The sequence below is a fragment of the Chitinophaga deserti genome (genome assembly GCF_003149455.1).
In the GTDB taxonomy this organism is placed as follows: Bacteria; Bacteroidota; Bacteroidia; order Chitinophagales; family Chitinophagaceae; genus Chitinophaga; species Chitinophaga deserti.
The window spans coordinates 53103-70286 of record NZ_QFFK01000015.1; the positions used below are offsets into that span (position 1 = coordinate 53103).

The window sequence follows — 17184 nt, forward strand, 5'->3', positions numbered from 1 at the left end:
TTTATTTAAAGTTCAGGCCCAGCTCACGGATGCGCTTTTTGTCCGTAATAGGCTTCACCGGCGATCCCGGGCTGCTGATCCGCGCCCAGATAGACGCCTGATCAAATACGTTGAGGCGTGCACTGTCATTGTCAAATACGGTGAGGTAGCGGTCGCGTGCATAAAAGAATGCTTTCCCTGACCGGGCCATTCCATACGTATCGTTAGAAGTCAGTTTAAGCCCTTTTTTGACCCCGAGCCGGTCGTCGAGTACAAAGAGCTGGTTGGCCCGGGTAAAGGTTAGTACGTTGCCGGTAGTGCGGTTGTATTGCACGAAATCGATCCCTTCCGGTACCAGGTATTGCGAAGGTTGCTGATTGCCGGAAATATCGTATCGCCGCAGTGTATCGGTTTTGGCATCGTAGCCATTGGCGTTGGGATTGTTTAGCCGGGTAACCAGGCCGCCTTTCACGAAATCTATACCTGTGGCAATGCCCGGATAAAATTCCTGTTTACCGTTGTTGATATCCGCAATAATTACACCTTCCCGGTATATCATGGAATTTTCCACCTCATCAGTCGTATTCACCCTTAGCGCAATTTTCCCGGTAGCCACATTGCCGTATGCATAACTGATGCTCGCATTGGCAGGGGCGTCGTAGGTAAGGGTATCGTTGCCGTGAAGGATGTGGCAGAAAGATGTGCTGCCCCAAATGGGAGAGCCTTCGTCGGTGAAATCCGCGTAGGTGATCTCATCACGTATCGCATGTAGCAGCTGTCCGTTTTCATTGAATATCTGCAGTGCGGGATAATCACCTCCGTCGAAATACATGTTCATGAACCGCCGGCCGTCGCGCGAGGTGGTAATGGTAGATTGAGAGGGGATGTGGCGGATAAGGCGCCCGTCTGGTGAGAGAAGCATCAGCAGGTCCTGGATATCGCTCTGGTAAGGGACCAGAATGTTCCCGTTGGCCAGAACACGCACGTTGTAAGACTCTTCAGAATTATTGGCATATTGTGAAATATCCGCCAGTCCGTGCAAATGCTCTCCCGGGTCCAGCGGCATGGTAATATGCACGCGTTTATCGCAGTCATACAGCGTAGCCTGACTAAACTTCCTGTATTGCCTTTTTTCAGGTTGCTTCTTCATCTTGGTTGGCGGAGGGGGTACTTCCTGCAACATACTACTGCGGCTTAATACCAGAATGTTACCTCCATCCGCGAAACAGGCATACTGCACGGAATCGAATTCTTCCACGATCTGCCCGTTGATGGTAGAAAGTATGTAATTCCTCACGGAATCCCGCCGCTCTTTAGGGCGCACATTGTAAACGATGTATTGCCCGTCATCAGAAATATCTATATCGATCTGTTCCACTTTCACATAAGGCAGGTCGTAATCCCAGCGGGCAAACAACGCCTGCGCGGCCTGCAGCTGCATCGTTTCTTTCAGCTTGAGATTTAACATGGAAGTATCTTCTCCATACACTTTCGTGCGAAATATGCCGAAAAGCCCCAGTGCCGTGGCGGCATCTTTGTCGGCAAGGTCGTACCCCATATACACGAGGCTCTCGTTGCGGTTGAACTCCCGCTGCAGCCGCTCCTGATTGAAGTACAGTGCGGTAGTGACAAGTAACAGTATCCCGAAGCCAATCCATCCCAGCTTCCAGCGTTTCTGCCGGCGTTTCAGGCGGTCTGTCCGTTCTGCTTCTATGGCCTGCTGGATCTTTACTTCTTCCTGCTTTTTAATACTGGCTTCGTAAAATGCCGTCACCTCCGGCGAAAGGTTCAGTTGTTTTATGTATGGTCCGTAAGAGATGATCTCGCGTTCGCTCAGGTGATCGCTGGCGTTGTTCTTAAATCCGTCGTACCGGCTGTTGATCTGCCTTTCTGTGAATCCCGCGCGGCGCTGTTCTTCAGTACGCCGGTTGTCGATCAGTTTGGCGAGAATGTCGTGCGCCAGTTCATAGGTTTGTCCGTCGGACCGTAATATTTTGTTTTTATCCAGTTCCGAGAGACAGGTGTTCATTAATGCAGAGGATCGTCCCTGCAGGTATTTGGGGACCTGACCGGTAAACCATATCCCGCTGTTTACACGCGCATAGGGAACGGGTCTTTTAGTGCCCTCACTCGTTACAAATGCATCCAGTACGTTACCCACGAAGTTGTCAGGCAGGTCGGGGAACTGGGTTTGCAATTGCTCCTGGATCACGTGTATACGCTCATGCATGAAGCGGTCGAGCACATCCTGCAGGCAGCCGAACCGGCGGATGATAGTACTGTTGAAACGCAGGTGCGGCCAGGTGGAATTGCCCGGTTCCGTTTTGTTGGGTGTATTCAGGTAAACGGTTCGCCACAGCTGATCGAGGTAGATCTGGAGATAGGGGAGTGATACTGTTTGCCGGTCGGATAATACTGCTATGATTTCCCTGGCATTGTCCGCCCCCTGTTCCAGTTCTATATTGAACCGCTCGCACGACCGGACAATCACTTCTTCCACATTCCGGTTGTTCATCGGCTCAATGCGCAACCGGCGGTCGCAGAAGTCGGGGATGTCTTTTTCGAAGCGGCTCAAGCCTGCAAAGAATTCTTCCCGCATAATGAAGAGGAAGTTGCAGAACTGCAGCTCCGGATCGGTGAGGATGTGATCGATGATGCGGATGGTATTAGCCTTTTCCTCTTCGCTGCCCATAATAAGCAGCTCTTCAAACTGGTCGAAGATGAGATAAACGGAGCGCAGGTAACGCAGGTTAATGCCTTTGAGCGCGGCATATATTTTCTCCGGCGCATCGCTGGATGCCGGGCGCGCGCGTAATACCTGCGGTGCGTTTTTATATTGCTGGCTGCCGGTGAGTGAGGTGGCAGGCATCTCTACGGCTTTTGTATCCGCGGCCATTTCGGTAACGGCCAGCAGGGAATCCACCAGCTGATCGCCCCGGCGGATGAACAGCGGAAACCAGTCGGTATCGTCCATCCGGTTTTGCAGCCCGCATTGCACGATGCTCGTTTTGCCGGTACCGCTGGTGCCGTACACCAGCACGAGCCGGTTCTTGTGGATGTGCTGATACAATGCGTTTACTTCTTCGTCGCGCCCGAAAAAGATATTGTAGTCATCCCTGCCGTAAGGGTCCAGGAACTTAAAGGGGCTGTTGAGTATGCTTTCCATTACGGTATCGGGGTTAAGGCTTGTTGGGCGAATTTCCGGAAGGCGGTGAGCTGCTGGCAAACGGCCTCATATCTTCCCTGCTCCTGTTGCTCGTTGCGCGCAAACCGCCGGTTGATGTTAATCCGCACATAATCCATGGCCTCATCGGGCTTAGGTACGGTACGGAAAACGTAGGTATCGTCTGCAGGCTGGTATTGCCCGAAGATGACGAGGTTTGATCTGTCTGCCCTGCTTTCGAAGGCATTTACATCCACCACCAGCGGTGAGAGATTGAGGAACTCCAGCGAATCCCCTTTGTACTGCCGTCTTTCCACATTGAAAACCGGAAGTACCTGCTTGATGAGTACCACACCACTGTTATCGAGGTGTTTGGCAAGCAGGTAATAATTGATCTCATGACTGGCGTTGGAGTTCATGAGCTTCACTACCTGGTGGTCGAATACGGTGAGGGTATCGTGCCGGTATTTGTTGATGCGGATATTCTGAATACTGGTAAGCGTGTAGCGGTGAAGGAACCCCAGCCGCTCGAATACCGTACTGAGCATAGCCTCGGCTGTTATGCACATGCCGGGTACCTCTGTTTCCGCGATCTTTGGCTGGCCGGAGGAACCATATCCTGCGTAAGTGGCGGAGCGGATATATTGCAGGTATTCACAGGCTTCCCCGAATGGTTTGTTTTCCGGGTCACTATCGCGCAGTGTACTGAGTTCGCTTACGAAATACTGTACATCTGGTAAGGTGTCGATGTATTTGCGGATGGAACGGATAAGTGCGGAATAGTCGTATACGGAACGGTCGGCAATCGACAGACTGAAATATTTATCCAGCAGCTGCATCATCTCATCGGGCAGTTCTGCTACTTTTTGCATGATTTTCAGTTCCCATAGCTGGGAGATCATGATGATGCCCATGAACTCGGAAGTGATGTGGAAAACTCGACCTATCTGCTCGAGCCTTTTTAGGCCGGGCTGTTTTAATCCCTCCGCCCCGTACTCGGCAGCAAACAGCGTTTTGAGCTGTATGGCGATGGGGTGGGGGAGCACGTCGAGGATGGTTTTTTGGATGACATTATCTTCGATGATTTCGGTTTGCCGGCGTTCATCGATTTGTTTGGCCGGGAGGTTGCCATCTTTCACCAGTGCGGCGAACAATGTTTGTGTAAGCTGGATATTGGGTTCTTCTGTAGGTTGAACCGTCTTTACTTCTGCTGGTACGGGATTCTGATCTACCGCAGCAGCATTGTTAAAGAATAGTCCCCAGAATGGCTCGCGGGGTGTTTTGCCGGGGAGGTTAAGATCTCGCGATGGAGGTGCATCCACACCGAGGGGTACTGCAGATGCAAGTTGAGCCGCGGCGAGTGCGGCTTCGAAAGCCTGCCGGATGCTCATTCGTTTCACGCAAACTCCTTTGAAGAATTCCACACCAAAGATGCGTGCGGAACGGTCGTTGATGGCTGCAGAAGTGGCAATAACTGCCGGAACGCCCAGTTCCAGCAATTGTGCTACCTGCGCGCCCGTGGAACAGCCGTTGAGGATCACCAGTTTCAGTGCGCCCGACGCTGCACTGGGTTTCAGCTGGTAAGCGAGGCCCTGCCCGTTGGCAGCCTGGTCAGTAAATAGTAAGGATTGTTCGCCTGCATGACCGGCGTAATGGAAGATAGCAATGTCTGAACCGTAGGTGGAAAACGCATTGTTCATATTGGCGACCGTAGCGAAAGACTCCCGGTGGATGCTGTAATCACCCCGGTTAGCCGCTATGAGCGTATTATGAATGCCCTCGTCTTCCTCCGTTACCGATTGCAACGGCGCCTGCGGATGATTTGCAAAGGCAATGATGATTTTTTTCATTAGTAACGCGCAATTGGGGGTAAATAAAATTCCGCTCTGCCCGCTGGAAATCTCAACTTTTGGAGTTAATTTGGAGTCACAATCTGTTACCTAAGGTACGATTTTTCAACGAATTAGTCAGGACGATAACCCCAGAACCAAACAAGTTAGCTCATTCGGCATAACCCCGGATCTCCTTTAAAACTGTAGAACAGCATATGCAAGAACGTCGATTTTATGCGGCTTTCGCCGGCATAAACGCTTATCCCGACAGTCCGCTCAGCGGTTGTGTGCAAGACGTGCTCAAAATGGACCGCCTGTTCCGTGAGCAATGTGCTGCGCAGGAAGGCTTCAATTATCTGCCCGCATATTACCTTCAGCCCAATACCGCCGATGCCCGGTTGCTGGAACAATATGGCACCGCTTTAGGTACTCCGGTCTCCTGGCAGCCTGCTACTTTCGAAAATATTACGCAACAGCTGTTCGGCCATTTCAAAGAAGCCAAAGCTGGCGATATCTGCGTTTTCTTTTACAGCGGCCACGGCTCACAAACGGAGGCGCCTCCCCAGTTTCATTTCAATAACCCCGGCCGCAAACTGCAAACACTAGTTTGTGCAGACAGCCGCACCGGGGCTCGTGACCTTACCAATAAAGAACTGGCTTACCTGCTCTGGAAGGCTTTTGGCAATACCGAGGCCCACTGCCTCGTTATCACAGATTGCTGCCATGCCGGGGGCAATACCCGCGCCCTTCGGCCGCAGGGTACTTCAAAGGAGTTTCGTACCCGTTTCCATGCCGATGCGGGGAGGCAGCTGGCGTTTACAGATCTCCTCGGCCACGATGCACCCGGTTTTTATACGGCAGTTAACGGCGAAATGAAACCCGCCATTGCAAGGTATGTTCACCTGGCTGCCTGTCGGAGCGATGAGCTGGCACAGGAATCGTGGCGTGGCGGGCTATTCACCGCCCGCCTGGCAGATACGCTCCGGGCAAACGGTGGAACTACCTCATACCGCGATCTGATGTGGCGGCTGCAGTCGGTAGTGAATTCCGCAGCAGGCCAGCAGCATCCTGTTGTGTTTGCCACCAACGATGCTGACCTCGACCGCAAATTCCTCTCAGATGCCCTGCAGCCGATTGTACCACAATTCGATGTGCTGTTCGACGTGAGCCTGCAACGCTGGAAAGTTTTCGGCGGTGCGATACACGGCCTCGTACCGGGTACCCTACTGCAGGTACGCGATGGAGCTACGATTATCGAAACAGAGCTTCGTGAAGTGGAAGCCATGTTTGCGCTTGCTGACCTGCCCGGGTTAGATGAAGCTTCAGAAACTGCCCGCGCTACGGTAATCAGGGCTGCCGCGCCTGCAGTTACGATCTGCAGTGCCCCCGATCATTTGCTGGAAACTGCCTGGAGGGCAGGGCGTTATCCGCTGATGGATCTCCGGTTCGGGGTAAACGGGGCAGGATATGAAGTATTCCGGCCAGCAGATGGTAGTTTTGTATTGCTGGAAAGCGGCAGGAACCTGCCATTATTCCGTCGTACACCCAATGCCGCACTGTTTCTGGACCATGCACACCGTGTGGCCAACTGGCTGGCGGTGCGCGACTGGAAACGCCTTGATCCGCACCTCGGGCGCGAACATTTTGAACTGAAATGGTCAGTAACAGACGGTACAGTTACGGGCGATGATGTTGCATTAACCTACCACAATGGAGACTCTCCGGGATTCTCCCTCAGTATTGCATTGAAAGCTAACGCACCTGTGGAGCAGTGTTTTGCCCGCGCACTGTACCTTGGCAGTAAATACGATATATTCACAGAGCTGTTACGCAGTGATCTGCCGCTTACACGCGGCGGTGATCCCGTTCACCTTTCCTATATAAATGAAGGCCGCACGGAAACCACCATCCCGGTATCCATCGACGAACTGTATCCCACCTACAACCGGTACGAAATCACGGACTATCTGAAGATCGTGGTTTCTACAGCCGATTTTCGGGTAGATCGTTTTACGCAGGCCTCTCTGGAGCTGGATCAGCCGGGTAGCAGGGGGATTGGACTGTCAGCAAAAAATACATTCGGGAAAGACATTGGTGAATCACCGTTGTGGTCCATCTTCAACTGTAGTATTACCACTGCTTTTGAAGGTTTGGAAATACAGTCAGACGGAGGTAAGAAGCTCCGGCTGGGACCGCTGGAAATTACCACACCCGACGCGTTTACCGGCAAACTCACATTATTACCTGAGCGTAAAATATCCCCGGCAGACCCCGCGGCCTGGGGCGATAACATTAATGAAAATGCGCTGGACGGCGGCATGGCTGCCATCAGGATCGATACCGCCGTCTCATTCCGGCCGGAAGCCCCTTTGTATGTTTTGCAGCCTGCTCCCGCAGTGGCTGTGAGGCAGCTGCCCGACCATATAATTATCCCTTATGCTCCCGATCCTGTTACGGGGGCATATATTCCTGTGGGGTTCCAGGATAAAACCAGCCGGATAGCGATCGTTCATTTGCCTTCTCCTGATGTACAATTCCGGCGTGTGTATATTGCTGTGCGGAACATCGGACTGACTGTTTACGCTAAATCAGGCAAAGTATGGAAACAGGAATCTGTTTATGGTGGAGAGGGGCCGGCTGTGTTGCTGATAGATGGTATTGCCGGAAATGCGGAGCTGATGTGGCGTGTCTTCTCTGGTCATGCAGCCGCACCACAATGGCTGGCACGTTTTGATTTTACAGTTACGGATAACCCGGCTGCCATTGCCGGAATGCTCGCTTCCGCACTTGCAGCAGCAGGTATTACATCTGTTAAGATCGTAACGCATGGCATGGGAAAGCAGCTTGCACAACTGGCGGGAATCACAGAACCGGGCACACTCATTTTTACCGGGAAAGAAGAAGAAGGGCAAACCACAGGCGAACTGTTACGGATACTGACCGTTTCCCTTCGCGATAGCGGTGCCGTGAAAGCAATAATCCCCGTGATTGGGGAAGCCCTTCGTATGAAGGATGCGCATGACCCCGCAACGGTTGCCGCACCGGAGTATCCGGAGTATCTAATGGATACGGAACGCATCCGAAAAATCATGAATCAGATCATTCCACATTAAACTGATACAACATGTCTAAAGGTTATTCCCTGCACATAGGGTTGAACAAGGTTGACAAAATACATTATGCCGGCGTTCCGGAACTTAACGCCGCCGTCAGCGATGCAGAATACTGGAAACAGTTTGCGCAACAGTCAGGCTACGCTGCTGCTCACCTTCATAATGAAGATGCTACCGACGAAGCGGTGCTTACTGCCCTGAAAGATTATGCCGGCAAAATGCTGCCGGGCGATATACTGTTGCTCACCTATGCTGGTCACGGTAGCCAGATCCCCAATGAAAAAGTTGCCGGGCTCGACAATGAGCGCAATGATCAAACCTGGTGCCTCTACAACCGGGAGCTGCTGGATGATGAACTATTCGAAGCCTTCCGCCAGTTCAGGGAGGGTACGCGCATTCTCATTGTTTCCGACAGCTGTCATTCCGGTACCATCGCACGCGCTTTGCCCGATTCCCATAACCTAAGTGATCTGCTCGCTGCCGGACTGGAAAAGGCTGCAGCCAAAAGGGGGCTGCGTTCCCGTAAGATTCCGCTGGCAGCAGAACAGGAAATTATGTCGCGGTTTGGTGACAGCATATATGCGCCGGTGCAAAATAAATTCAAACGCCAGGCACAGGTCGCTAACGTGAAGGCATCGGTGAAACTCATGGCTGCCTGTCAGGACGATCAGACTACATTCGACGGAGAAAAGAATGGAGTATTCACCGAGTCTTTCATTGAGTTATTCAAAAAGGCAACTTCCCGAAAAAAGAATGCGCCTGAGCTGATAGATGCCATCCGCGAAAGATATTATTACCCCAGGGCAAACTTCTTCGAATACGGTGCAATCATCCCTTCCTTCGATACGGCCTTTCCTTTTTTGATAGATATTCCCGATGCAGCTAAGGTGACAGGTTTCAGGAAGCCGGATCTGAGCCCTTCCACAGCCGGGCGTAATCTTACGAAAGAAGAGGAGTGGGATGAAGTGAAAGTAAAGCGTAATGCACAATTGCTTCTCACATTCAAAACATCACCGGATTTTCAGGTGAACCCGGGAGCTGATGCGGAAGTATTGGAACAGGGACCCGGTTATATGCTGGTGGAGCTGAAAGGAACCCCGCATGAACATAGTTGGAGCGCAGCCCATGCTATCAGTCAGAGTTTGCTGGCGGTAGGCATTGAGGCGGAAGTGGAGCCGGTGCTGAGCGTATCGCCGGCACAGGATAAACGCGCTACCCGCGAAGGGGATGCCAATAACCCGGATTACATCCGCGAATGGCCGCCATCTATGGGCCAGGCCGCCATTGGCTGGCATCTTGATGATACCCATTCCCAGCTTGCAAAAGCCACGGCAGAAGTGCGGGCACAGGCAAATGCACATGTTCGCATTGCTCACCTCGATACCGGTTATATCGCCGGGCACCCTGCGCTTCCTGAAAACCTCGACTTCCAGCGCCAGCGCAGTTTCGTTAGTAAGGAAGATGCAAATCTGGCACAGGATAAGCCGGAGTCCGGACAGGACGGTCACGGACTGGGAACTATGGTGTTGCTGGCCGGAGGGAAAGTAACAAAGGAGCAAACATTCGGGGAATATGAAGGATATATCGGCGGGGCACCTGTAGCCACGGTGATACCCTGCAGGATCGCGGAGTCGGTAGTGATCATGAACGACCGCACTTTTGCACAGGCGATTGACTATGCAATAGAGCAGGGGTGTGAAGTGATTTCCATGTCGATGGCAGGTAAGCCCAGTCAGCGTATGGCTAAAGCCGTAAACCGGGCTTATGAAGCCGGGATCGTCATTGTATCTGCTGCCAGTAACTGCTGGTACAAGGGAACCGGAGCATTATTGCCGAAGTGCGTGTTATACCCGGCGGCTTTCGAGCGGGTGATAGCTGCTACCGGCGCTATGCATGACCATAGGCCTTACGATGTGGATTTCCTGCGTGAAGGGTCGGAGAGGGCTATCAGTACCCAATATATGCAGGGTTCCTGGGGGCCGGCATCCCGGATGACGAAAGCACTGGCTGCCTATACTCCCAATACACCCTGGGCCTCGTCCGTCCACCCGTTCGTGAGGAGCGGCGGAGGGACCTCTTCCGCTACGCCCCAGATCGCAGCAGCTGCGGCACTCTACATTGCCCGGCACAGGGAAGAAATGGAACAGAAAGGGTATTACGAGGAAGGGAAGAAGTGGATGAAGGTGGAAGCAGTACGCCATGCCCTGTATACCAGTGCTGCAAAAGGCAGTGTATTCCCTGACTGGAAGAAGTATTACGGAAATGGCATACTCCGCGCATGGGATGCATTACAGGTACCGGTAGCGGGCCCTGCAGGACTAACCCCGGCTCCCTCGGCAGAAAGCACCTGGTTTGGGGTAGTGGAAATCGTAGGGTCGTTCTTTAAACGGCGGAAGCTCTTCCGGAGTACTGAACCGAAGCCAACTGCAGAAGCTCTGGCGGCAGAATTGCTCCATTTGATGCAGACAGACCCACAGTTCTATGACATTTATTCCCGTATCGATCTGACCAATGCCGATGAAATGGAAGCCACCATTGGCCAGCCCGCTTTCCGGGATAAAGTGCTGGCCTCTCCCTGGGCCTCTGCATGGCTAAAAGAGGCGGTGATGATGTAACCGGTTCACTGCTGTTACGGCCGCAGCTTACCAAAATCATAAGTAAAACTGACTGGCGTCAGTGGCTGTTGCAGTGAATGGGCGGATATTTGCATCACGTTTTAAGCAATTTTAGTGTTTTTCATAGGATATGGTTTATAGCGCCGCAGATTCTTCTGCGGCGCTTTTTTGTTTTTTTTGTACTATTTTTAGTGCTGTGAAAATCAGAAGGAGTCCTGATTTCAAACTATGAAAAAACCGCCTGTTCCTCATAACGAAGCCGCCCGTGTGCGTGCACTGCGCAGCTACAACATTCTGGATACATTCCGGGAAGAAGAGTATCAAAAGCTGACGGATCTTGCATCCCGGATTTGCGGCATGCCGATTTCCCTTGTTACGCTGATTGATGAAAACCGCCAGTGGATCAAAGCCAAAACCGGGCTGGAAATCGAAGAAACACCACGCAGCGAATCTATTTGCCAATACACCATCTCATATTCCGATCTTTTTGAAGTGAACGACGCATCAAAAGACGATCGTTTTGCCACCTTACCCGGCGTTTCCGGTGAAGAACACATCCGTTATTATGCGGGCTATCCCCTGATCGACAGGGAAGGCTTTGCACTGGGTGCCCTGTGTGTGCTTGACCGTAAGCCGGGAAATCTTAACCACGAACAAAGGGAATCCCTGAAGCTGCTGGCCGAAATGGTGGTGTCCCTTATCGTGGAAAGGCGGAAGAATATCGAAAGGAATTATTTCGAACAGCTGTTTGAGTTGTCGAAAGACTTAATCTGCATTGCGCAGCCTACCGGTTACTACCGGAAAGTGAACCCTGCCTTTACCCGCCTGCTTGGCTGGGACGAGCGGGAGCTCATGACAAACCCGCTGTTATTTTTTGCCCATCCTGATGATGTGGAGATTGCGAAGTTAAACCTGTCGAATATCCGGAAAGGAACAGATACCGTCAATTTTACCCGCCGCTTCCGCACTAAAACGGGCGCTTACCGTCTTATTCAATGGGCCGCAAGTCCTGATCCCGATTCGGGAGATATCTTCGCCATTGGCCGGGACATTACTGACGACCGTATCAAGGAAGAACTGCTGGAACGAAGCCAGAAAAAGCTCAGCGCCTTCTTTGAACACAGCCAGGGCCTCATGTGTACGCACGACCTGCGGGGAAATATCATCTCCGTTAATTATGCCGGGGCTAATCTGCTTGGCTATACGGTGAGTGAAATGTCGAAGATGAACCTGAGCGACCTTCTGCCAGAGGATCACCGTCCTGATTTCAGGTATTACCTCGAAGAGATAAGGGATAAAGGCATGGCTGCAGGACAAATGTCGACCGTTCACCGCAACGGCACCCGCCGAATCTGGATGTTCAGCAATGTGCTGGAAAGCGGTCAGAATGAAGAGCCTTATGTGATCGGTAACGCCATCGACATTACGGAACGCTATCTGCTCGAGAAAGACCTCGCCAGTACCAAAGAAATGCTGGAACAAACCAACAAGGTAGCCCGTGTTGGTGCATGGGTGGCGGAAATGACGAAGAACAAACTTTTCTGGACCGATATGACCCGCGAGCTGCACGGTGTACCGCCCGGCTTTGAGCCGGATCTGCAGGCAGCACTGGGCTTCTTCAAGAAAGGTGAGCATCAGAACAAAGTGATCCGCGCCGTTAACCGCGCCATTCATTCGGGCCGCTCGTTCGACCTGGAAGTGCTCATCATCACCTGGCAGGGAGAAGAACGCTGGGTGCGTACTCAGGGGCATGCCGATTTCGAGAACGGTATCTGCAAACGCCTGTACGGTGCATACCAGGATATTAACGATAAAAAGAAAGCGGAACTGGATATTTCCAGCTCCCGGAAACTACTGGAGGAAGTACTGCAGTCGGCCTCGGAAGTGAGTATTATCGCCACTAATAAATCCGGGCAGATAACCCTGTTCAATCGTGGAGCCGAACGGCTGCTGGGGTATACTTCCGAAGAAATGATCGGTAAAGTGATGACTGGTATTATCCATGACCCTGAAGAAGTAGAGGCTCGGGCGCGGGAACTATCGGAAGAATCGGGTGAGGATGTATCTCCCATGAGAGCCTTCGTTTATAAAACCGACCTCGAAGGCTCTGAGCAACGGGAGTGGATATACGTGAAGAAGGATGGGTCACGGTGTATCGTTTCCCTCGTAATGACTTCGATCCGTGATATCCGTAACCAGGTGGTGGGCTACCTCGGCATCGCCACCGATATTACGAAACGGAAGCGCATGGAGCAGGCACTTATTGCTGCCAAACAGCAGGCAGAACAGGTGAGCAGTGCCAAATCGGAATTCCTGGCGAATATGAGTCACGAAATCCGTACACCGCTCAATGGTATCATCGGGTTTACTGACCTCGTCATGAAAACTGAGCTGGACGGTCAGCAACAGCAATACCTCAGCATCGTACACCAGAGCGCAAATGTTCTGCTAAGCATTATCAACGATATTCTCGACCTGTCAAAGATCGAAGCCGGCAAGCTGGAACTGCATATCGAAAAAGTCAACCTTTTCACACTGGGCCAGGAAGCGATGGATATCATCACTTTCCAGGGTCATCAGAAAGGACTCGAGATCCTCCTGCAAATTCCGCCACATCTCCCCGCATTTATTCATGCAGATGCGTTGCGCCTGAAACAGGTGCTTGTAAACCTTTTGGGTAACGCAGTAAAATTCACCGAGAAGGGTGCAGTAGAACTCCGCATCACTTCCATCGCTGAGGCGCGGAATGGCGATACTACATTCAAGTTTGAAGTACGGGATACCGGCATAGGCATCAAACCCGAGAAGCAGGAGCGTATATTCGAGGCTTTTGCACAGGAAGATGCCTCTACCACCAAAAAATACGGTGGCACAGGCATAGGACTGGCTATTTCCAATAAGATACTGGCCCTTATGGGCAGCAAATTACAGTTGATCAGCTACCCCGGTTCCGGAAGTATCTTCTATTTCTATGTAACCCTGCCGGTAGAATATTCGGACGCGTCTGATCAGAGCGGAAACAATACGGAAAGCGATGGACAGAAATCGGCTCCGCTGCTGGAACGGAGGGCTACCATACTGGTGGTGGAAGATAACACCGTGAATATGTTGCTTACCAAAACCATCATTCATAAACTGATGCCCGAGTCAGTTATTATTGAAGCCGGAAACGGGCTGGATGCCGTGCGGATCTGTAAAGAAGTACGCCCGGATCTTATCCTGATGGATATTCAGATACCTGAAATGAACGGTTACGAAGCTACTTACAAGATACGTGGTATGGAAATCAATTCCCGTGTTCCCATCATCGCGCTCACTGCTGGAAACATCAGCGGCGAGAGGGAGAAAAGTCTTTCCGCAGGTATGGATGATTTCCTGTCCAAACCGATTGTAGAGGAAACCCTTGCCGCCATATTCCGTAAATGGCTGCCCGAAAACCTCCCGCTGGCGGAAGGTACTAAAACCCATACCGGAGGTGAAGATGCCCCGGAAAAGCACTTCGATGCCAGTGTACTGAAAATGTACCTTGGAGAAGATACCATCGCAAAAGAAATACTGCTGCTGACGAGGGAGGAACTGGAAAAGTCCCTCGAAGCGCTGGAGCAGCACATTGTGGAAGGGAATCTGAAAGGGATTAAAGCGATCGGGCATAAAATGTATGGTACTACCGCCAGCGTAGGTATGGGCGAATTATCCCGCCTGTCACGCGTTTTTGATACCCTTACTGAATTTCAACCCGCTCAGCTGCAGGCATTGCTGCAGGAAGCAAAAGCCGAAATGGCACTTGTGCGCGAATTACTGCAGAAAGAACTGGATAAGGAGGCGTAAAGGGGACGCTACCGAAATTAAATTGTAAATTCGCTGCGCTATTCACGATACAACAGCCATCGAAATGAACAACGCAGTTTTCGGATTCGACGTACTTTTCAACTTTGCCACACTGGGAATCCTGGTGACCGACACCGGAGGGAACATTATGCTGGCAAATCCTTTCCTGCTGCGGCAATTCGGATATACTGCCGAAGAGCTTGCTGGTAATAAGGTGGAATTGCTCATTCCAGACAGGTATGCTCACCGGCATGAAGGGCATCGCGACCGCTTCAATCACCATCCCCACAACCGCCCTATGGGTATGGGAATGGATCTGTACGCCAGAAGAAAAGACGGTAGTGAGTTTCCTGTTGAAATCAGTCTCGGTAATTATGAAACCCCTGCCGGGCGGTTTGTGGTAGCATTCGTTAACGATATTTCCCTGCGTAAACAATCGGAAGATGCATTGCGAGAACTCAATGCCGAACTGGAGCAGAAAGTAGCCGACCGTACCGCATCACTCTCCAGGCTTGTGAAGCAGCAGGAGGTCCAGATGCAGGAAATCAAACAGAAAGATGAGGAATTGCGGAAGGCTTTACAGAAAGAGAAAGACCTGAATGAATTGAAAAGCCGCTTCGTATCCATGGCTTCCCACGAATTCCGTACCCCGCTCAGCACCGTCCTTTCTTCTTCCTACCTCATTTCCCGCTACACTGCAGCCGAAGAGCAGCCCCAGCGTGAAAAACATATTCAGCGTATCGTTTCTTCCGTTAATCTGCTGACGGATATCCTCAATGATTTCCTCAGTGTTGGTAAAATCGAGGAAGGGCGCATCCATGTACGCCCGGCTACCATTAATGTGGAAACCATTATCAGCTCTACTGTGCAGGAGCTGTTCGAACTAAACAAAAAGAACCAGCGCATCCATTATCAGCATAATGGTTTGGCAGAAGCCATGATGGATCCTGCATTGTTAAAACACATCATTCTTAATCTCTTATCTAACGCCATTAAATTCTCCCCCGAAGGCAGTGCTATCAGCGTTTCGTCTGAACGGGAGGGGCAGCAGCTCACCATCCGCATCCGCGACGAAGGGCTGGGCATCAGCGAGGAAGACCAGGCACACCTGTTTGAACGCTTCTTCCGCGGTAACAACGTGTCCGATATTCAGGGCACGGGGCTCGGACTGCACATCGTAGCCAAATACACCGAACTGATGGATGGTACTATCCAATGCCGGAGCCAGGTAGGCCACGGCACGGAATTTATATTGACTTTTCAAATCCCGACGCAACCATGACGACGATTCTCCTGATTGAAGACAATGCAGACATCCGCGAAAACACCGCGGAGATCCTCACGATGGCTAACTATAAAGTGCTCACTGCTGCGGATGGTATGCAAGGCGTTCAGATGACCTTTGAACATCAGCCGGATCTCATCATTTGCGATATTTCCATGCCCGTACTGGACGGCTACGGTGTGTTGCATATGTTGCATAAGCGCAATGTACTGCAGCATACACCTTTCATTTTCCTTACCGCACGTACCGAACGTTCGGATATGCGCAAAGGCATGGAGATGGGTGCGGATGACTTCATCACCAAACCTTTCGATGCTATGGAATTGCTCCAGGCCATCGAGATACGCTTGCAGAAATCAGCGAAGCTGAAAGAGGATATCGCGCAGGGGCCGGGAGGTATTTCTGCACTGTTGTCCGCCGCAGGTAACGGTGATCAGCTGGAAGCGCTGAAGAATGAGCGGAATACCCAATTGTTTAAGAAGAAGCAATCGGTATATTCAGAAGGTAAGCATGCTACCAATCTTTTCTATATCATCAAAGGGAAGATCAAAGCCAGCAAGCGCCACGATAACGGGAAGGAGCTGATCACCGGATTATTCAACGAAGGAGATTACTTCGGGTATACGCCCCTGCTGAGCGGAGGGCTGTACCAGGATAGTGCGGAAGCAATGGAAGATGCCGAAATAGCCATGATTCCAAAGGCGGATTTCGAAGCGCTGATGAACAGTAACCCTGCCGTACAGCGTCGTTTAATCCAGATGCTGGCCAATAACATGGCAGAAAAAGAAGAGCAGTTGCTGGGTATCGCTTATAATTCCCTCCGCCGTAAAGTGGCCGATGCGCTGCTGGCACTCGATAAAAAGTATAACGCGGCTAACAGCGTGCAATTCAGCATCGATATCAGCCGCGATAACCTGGCTGCCGTAGCCGGCGTTGCCAAGGAGTCCCTCATCCGGACGCTGGGTGATTTCCGTGACGAAAAGCTCATCAGCATCCGGGAGGGCGAAATTATCCTCGACGACCGCAAGAAACTGGCGCGCCTCCTCAACTAGGGAGGTCGCTGCACTGTTTGCGGAGATGTTCAATCTCTTCTTTCATCCGGCCCAGATCAGACTCCAGGCCATCTTGCTGCAGCAGGTATATTTTACCATCACTGCTTCTCTGATACAACATTACCAGATCGTGGTGCATGAGCGCGAGGGCCTGATCGTTCTGCAGAAACTGTTGCTGGAGTGTTTCCGCCCGTTCCAGGAACTGGCGCGACGCATTGATGCGCAACGCCTCCATCAGCCGTTGTTTCAGCATGATGTTTTCCTGTTTCAGGAACTCCAGCATCCTTAGTAATTCAAATTTCTTCTCTCGGCTCATC

8 protein-coding genes are annotated in these 17184 nt (G+C 51.6%); 5 read left to right on the top strand and 3 right to left on the bottom strand.

The features are described 5' to 3' along the window. Position 1: 1 nt before the first annotated feature. Positions 2–3145 (bottom strand): ATP-binding protein, encoded by a 3144-nt coding sequence (locus DEV76_RS24685; RefSeq protein WP_109700632.1) that lies wholly within the window; start codon positions 3143–3145, stop codon positions 2–4. After that, the gene (locus DEV76_RS24690) at positions 3145–4992 is read right to left on the bottom strand and encodes a hypothetical protein (RefSeq protein ID WP_109700633.1); all 1848 of its coding nucleotides are present in this window, start codon (positions 4990–4992) and stop codon (positions 3145–3147) included. The genes DEV76_RS24685 and DEV76_RS24690 overlap by 1 nt, the downstream gene beginning before the upstream one ends. 197 nt (positions 4993–5189) lie before the next feature. Here DEV76_RS24690 and DEV76_RS24695 point away from each other — a divergent pair, with 197 nt between their 5' ends. The 5 genes from DEV76_RS24695 (at position 5190) to DEV76_RS24715 (ending at position 16867) form a co-directional block, all read left to right on the top strand. Next, complete coding sequence (locus DEV76_RS24695) at positions 5190–8087, top strand: caspase family protein (protein ID WP_109700634.1); 2898 nt, start codon at positions 5190–5192, stop codon at positions 8085–8087. A gap of 11 nt (positions 8088–8098) precedes the next feature. Then, positions 8099–10702 carry a S8 family serine peptidase gene (locus DEV76_RS24700; protein WP_109700635.1) on the top strand — a complete coding sequence of 868 codons (2604 nt, stop codon included), beginning with the start codon at positions 8099–8101 and terminating at the stop codon, positions 10700–10702. Positions 10703–10930: 228 nt separating this feature from the next. Next, the gene (locus DEV76_RS24705) at positions 10931–14530 is read left to right on the top strand and encodes a PAS domain S-box protein (RefSeq protein ID WP_109700636.1); all 3600 of its coding nucleotides are present in this window, start codon (positions 10931–10933) and stop codon (positions 14528–14530) included. A 64-nt stretch (positions 14531–14594) separates the two neighbouring features. Continuing rightward, entirely contained in the window at positions 14595–15812 is a 1218-nt protein-coding gene (locus DEV76_RS24710; protein ID WP_109700637.1) for a PAS domain-containing sensor histidine kinase, read from the top strand. Then, positions 15809–16867: a response regulator gene (locus DEV76_RS24715; RefSeq protein ID WP_109700638.1), complete on the top strand. Its 1059-nt coding sequence runs from the start codon at positions 15809–15811 to the stop codon at positions 16865–16867. Before DEV76_RS24710 ends, DEV76_RS24715 begins: the two co-directional genes overlap by 4 nt. Here the strand turns inward: DEV76_RS24715 and DEV76_RS24720 are convergent. Continuing rightward, complete coding sequence (locus DEV76_RS24720) at positions 16860–17183, bottom strand: hypothetical protein (protein WP_157963098.1); 324 nt, start codon at positions 17181–17183, stop codon at positions 16860–16862. The genes DEV76_RS24715 and DEV76_RS24720 overlap by 8 nt on opposite strands. Between the last annotated feature and the right edge of the window lies 1 nt (position 17184).